Annotated in this window: 3 protein-coding genes; 1 reads left to right on the top strand and 2 read right to left on the bottom strand. The window is 52.5% G+C overall.

Annotated features, from left to right (window positions below):
- Nucleotides 1-389: 389 nt before the first annotated feature.
- Together lamB and malK are read right to left on the bottom strand one after the other, a co-directional pair.
- Entirely contained in the window at nucleotides 390-1730 is a 1341-nt protein-coding gene (gene lamB, locus A7090_RS23110) for a maltoporin LamB (RefSeq protein WP_105275672.1), read from the bottom strand.
- A gap of 71 nt (nucleotides 1731-1801) precedes the next feature.
- Nucleotides 1802-2911 (bottom strand): maltose/maltodextrin ABC transporter ATP-binding protein MalK, encoded by a 1110-nt coding sequence (gene malK, locus A7090_RS23105; RefSeq protein ID WP_105275671.1) that lies wholly within the window; start codon nucleotides 2909-2911, stop codon nucleotides 1802-1804.
- Nucleotides 2912-3275: 364 nt separating this feature from the next.
- On the opposite strand from malK, the gene malE reads away from it, so the two are divergent.
- Entirely contained in the window at nucleotides 3276-4466 is a 1191-nt protein-coding gene (malE, locus tag A7090_RS23095) for a maltose/maltodextrin ABC transporter substrate-binding protein MalE (RefSeq protein ID WP_105275673.1), read from the top strand.
- Nucleotides 4467-4738 lie beyond the last annotated feature (272 nt).

Raw genomic sequence — 4738 nt, 5'->3', positions numbered from 1 at the left:
GCCTTATCCGGCCTACATTTGACAGCCGTTGTAGGCCTGATAAGACGCAACTGCGTCGCATCAGGCGTTGGGTGCCGGATGCGGCGTAAACGCCTTATCCGGCCTACGTTTGACAGCCGTTGTAGGCCTGATAAGACGCAACTGCGTCGCATCAGGCGTTGGGTGCCGGATGCGGCGTAAATGCCTTATCCGGCCTACGTTTGACAGCCGTTGTAGGCCTGATAAGACGCAACTGCGTCGCATCAGGCGTTAGTTGCCGGATGCGGCGTAAATGCCTTATCCGGCCTACGTTTGACAGCCGTTGTAGGCCTGATAAGACGCAACTGCGTCGCATCAGGCGTTGGGTGCCGGATGCGGCGTAAATGCCTTATCCGGCCCAGGTTTTGCTATTACCACCAGATTTCCATCTGGGCACCGAAGGTCCACTCGTCGCTGTCGCCACGACCGAAGCTGCCGCCGTTGAAATCAGCCGGAACAGCTTTGCCGTAATATGGGTTGGTTGAGGAATTACCGTTGTAGTCATAACCCCATTTCTCATCCCACTTGGCGTAGGTTGCGAAGACACGAATAGCCGGGCGTGACCAGATGCTGTCGCCAGCCTGCCATTGTTGTGCGAGAGTAATTTTGTACTGATTGTTCTTGTCGCCGGTGCGCTGGGATTCGACGTTGTCGTAGCCGATTTCCATCACGGTGCTCATGATTGGCGTCCACTTGTACATCGGGCGAATACCGACGGTCCACCACTTGGTGCCGTTGTCGTTATCCCAGTTGATATCCTGATACATACCCACGTACATCATGTCCCAGTTATCGCCCATGGAGATCGCACCATGGTCAAGGATACGCAGCATGTGACCGTTGTTGTTGATATTGTAGGCAAATTTTTCGTTATCAAACGCGACACCAGAACCCTGCGACAGACCTTTACCCTGCGAGGTCATCGAGTCAGTAGCGTACTGAACAACAAACTTGTTAAAGCCCTTCAGGACACTCTGAGTATGTTCAGCAGTGAATAACCAGCCGTCTTTCGATGCCCCATCAACCAGACGATAGTTATCACGCAGGTTGGCACGACCGTAGTCGACACCCAGCTCTAACGTGCCGCCCGGGTTGATTTCCATCTGCGCTAAACGCACGTCGAAAACGTCGTTCGCGGTTTCGTTGGTATAGTCATAAATATTGTTGCTGGCGAAAGAGGAAGAACCACCGGCTTCAGAGGAGCGGGTTGCTGCCAGAGAGAGTTTACCGAAGCCAACATCGATGTTTTCCAGACCGGCACCAGGACCAGAAATATCCCAGTAGTAGAAGTCGATCATATGAACGTCATGACGTTGGTAGAAACGCTTACCTGCCCAGATGGTGGAACCAGGCAGCCATTCGATCAGGTTTTTACCCTGCACGTTTGCTTCACGGAATGCCGGATCGGTAGCTTCCCAGTCATTCTGTTGCGCGACGGAATAGGCCACGTTAGTGTCGAAATAGAAGCTTTTATCGCCCTCTTTCCACACTTCCTGACCCAATTTTAATTCAGCATAAGTTTCACATTCGTTGCCAAGACGGTATTTACTTTGAGCGCCAGTGGCCTGGAAACACTGTTGTTCACCGCCGCTCCCTGTCCAGCCAATACCAGAACGCGCATAGCCGTGGAAATCAACAGCCATTGCCTGAGCAGACATTACGCCCGCTGCGACAGCAACCGCCAGAGGAAGTTTGCGCAGAGTAATCATCATTCTATCTCCTGAGTCATTGCTTTTCTTTTTTCACATCACCTGTGACAGGCTTTGTGTGTTTTATAGGGTGCTTAAACGCCCGGCTCCTTATGCAGTCGACGACATGCAGTGCCATCCTCACGGAACAGATGGCAACGCTCTGGCGGCAGGCCGATAGCGAATGTGGCACCTTCTTCTACCAACACCACGTCGTTCTGGCGGTACACCAGGTTTTGACGAATGGAAGGGATCTGGATATGGATTTGGGTTTCGTTACCGAGCTGTTCGACGACCTGAACTTCCCCCTCAAGGATGACGTCAGCGATATCGCTCGGCAGTAGATGTTCAGGACGAATGCCCAGCGACATGTTGGCCCCGACCTGAACATCACGGCTTTCAACAGGCAGCCAGACTTGCTGACGATTTGGCATCGGCAGCTCCACCTGCACTTGATCGATTGCGGTGGCAGTCACTTTTACTGGCAGGAAGTTCATCTTTGGCGAACCGATAAATCCGGCGACAAAACGGTCTGCCGGATAGTGGTACAGCGCCAGCGGTTTCCCAACCTGCGCCACGCGACCGGCGTCCAGCACCACGATTTTGTCGGCCAGCGTCATCGCTTCGACCTGATCGTGGGTGACGTAAATCATCGTGCGGCCCAGGCGTTTATGCAGACGGGAGATTTCGATACGCATCTGCACGCGCAGCGCAGCATCGAGGTTGGAAAGTGGTTCATCAAGTAAAAATACGCCTGGCTCAGCCACCAGCGTACGACCAATCGCCACACGCTGACCACCGGAGAGCGCCTTCGGTTTGCGATCCAACAAATGCGCCAGTTGCAGCACTTCTGCCACCTGGTTAACGCGCTGGTTAATCACCTCTTTTTTCGCGCCCGCCAGTTTCAGGCCAAACGACATGTTTTCTGCTACTGACAGGTGGGGATAGAGCGCGTAAGACTGAAACACCATACCAACGCCGCGTTCTGCTGGCGGGATGTCATTCATCCGTTTTTCACCGATGAACAGGTCGCCGCTGGTGATCGTCTCAAGTCCGGCAATCATGCGCAGTAAAGTCGATTTACCGCAACCAGACGGCCCGACAAACACCACGAACTCACCTTCATGGATGTCCAGGTTGATATCTTTCGATACCACGACCTCGCCCCAGGCTTTCGTTACATTTTGCAGCTGTACGCTCGCCATGCCCTTCTCCCTTTGTAACAACCTGTCATCGACAGCAACATTCATGATGGGCTGACTATGCGTCATCAGAAGATGGCTTAAATCCTCCACCCCCTGGCTTTTTTATGGGGGAGGAGGCGGGAGGATGAGAACGCGACTTCTGTGAACTGAACCGAGGTCATGTAAGGAATTTCGTGATGTTGCTTACAAAAATCGTGGCGATTTTATGTGTGCATCTCCACATTACCGCCAATTCTGTAACAGAGATCACACAAAGCAACGGTGGGGCGTAGGGGCAAGGAGGATGGAAAGAGGTTGCCGTATAAAGAAACTAGAGTCCGTTTAGGTGTTTTCACGAGCACTTCACCAACAAGGACCAGAGATGATGAAAATAAAAACAGGTGCACACATCCTCGCATTATCCGCATTAACGACGATGATGTTTTCCACCTCGGCTCTCGCCAAAATCGAAGAAGGTAAACTGGTAATCTGGATTAACGGCGACAAAGGCTACAACGGCCTCGCTGAAGTCGGTAAGAAATTCGAGAAAGATACCGGAATTAAAGTCACCGTTGAGCATCCGGATAAACTGGAAGAGAAATTCCCTCAGGTTGCGGCGACGGGCGATGGCCCTGACATTATTTTCTGGGCGCACGACCGCTTTGGTGGCTACGCTCAATCTGGCCTGTTGGCTGAAATCACCCCAGACAAAGCGTTCCAGGACAAGCTGTATCCGTTTACCTGGGATGCCGTACGTTACAACGGCAAGCTGATTGCTTACCCGATTGCTGTCGAAGCGTTATCGCTGATTTATAACAAAGATCTGCTGCCAAACCCGCCGAAAACCTGGGAAGAGATCCCGGCGCTGGATAAAGAACTGAAAGCGAAAGGCAAGAGTGCGCTGATGTTCAACCTGCAAGAACCGTACTTCACCTGGCCGCTGATTGCTGCTGACGGGGGTTATGCGTTCAAGTATGAAAACGGCAAGTACGACATTAAAGATGTTGGCGTGGATAACGCTGGCGCGAAAGCGGGCCTGACCTTCCTGGTTGACCTGATAAAAAACAAACACATGAATGCGGACACCGATTACTCCATCGCAGAGGCTGCCTTTAACAAAGGTGAAACAGCGATGACTATCAACGGCCCGTGGGCATGGTCCAACATCGATACCAGCAAAGTGAACTATGGTGTAACGGTACTGCCGACCTTCAAGGGCCAGCCCTCCAAACCGTTCGTTGGCGTGCTGAGCGCGGGTATTAACGCCGCCAGTCCGAATAAAGAGCTGGCGAAAGAGTTCCTCGAAAACTATCTGCTGACTGACGAAGGTCTGGAAGCGGTTAATAAAGATAAACCGCTGGGTGCTGTAGCGCTGAAGTCCTATCAGGATGAACTTGCGAAAGATCCACGTATTTCCGCCACCATGGAAAACGCCCAGAAAGGTGAAATTATGCCGAACATCCCGCAGATGTCCGCTTTCTGGTATGCCGTGCGTACTGCGGTGATCAACGCCACCAGCGGTCGTCAGACTGTGGATGCAGCGCTGAAAGATGCACAGACTCGTATCACCAGGTAATGCTGTGAAATGCCGGATGCGGCCCACAAAACCAAAACGTATGTAGGCCTGATAAGACGCGTCAGCGTCGCATCAGGCAATTGTTGCCGGATGCGGCGTGAACGCCTTATCCGGCCCACAAAACCAAAACGTATGTAGGCCTGATAAGACGCGTCAGCGTCGCATCAGGCTGTTGTTGCCGGATGCGGCGTGAACGCCTTATCCGACCTACAAAACCAAAACGTATGTAGGCCTGATAAGACGCGTCAGCGTCGCATCAGGCTGTTGTTGCC

Source organism: Escherichia sp. MOD1-EC7003 (genome assembly GCF_002965065.1).
Classification (GTDB): Bacteria; Pseudomonadota; Gammaproteobacteria; order Enterobacterales; family Enterobacteriaceae; genus Escherichia.
This window is presented reverse-complemented; position numbering and strand designations above follow the sequence as displayed.

Excerpts from the sequence above, each read along its gene's own strand:
- lamB (WP_105275672.1), bottom strand. The coding sequence starts at position 1,730 with ATGATGATTACTCTGCGCAAACTTCCTCTGGCGGTTGCTGTCGCAGCG.
- malK (WP_105275671.1), bottom strand. The coding sequence starts at position 2,911 with ATGGCGAGCGTACAGCTGCAAAATGTAACGAAAGCCTGGGGCGAGGTC.
- malE (WP_105275673.1), top strand. The coding sequence starts at position 3,276 with ATGAAAATAAAAACAGGTGCACACATCCTCGCATTATCCGCATTAACG.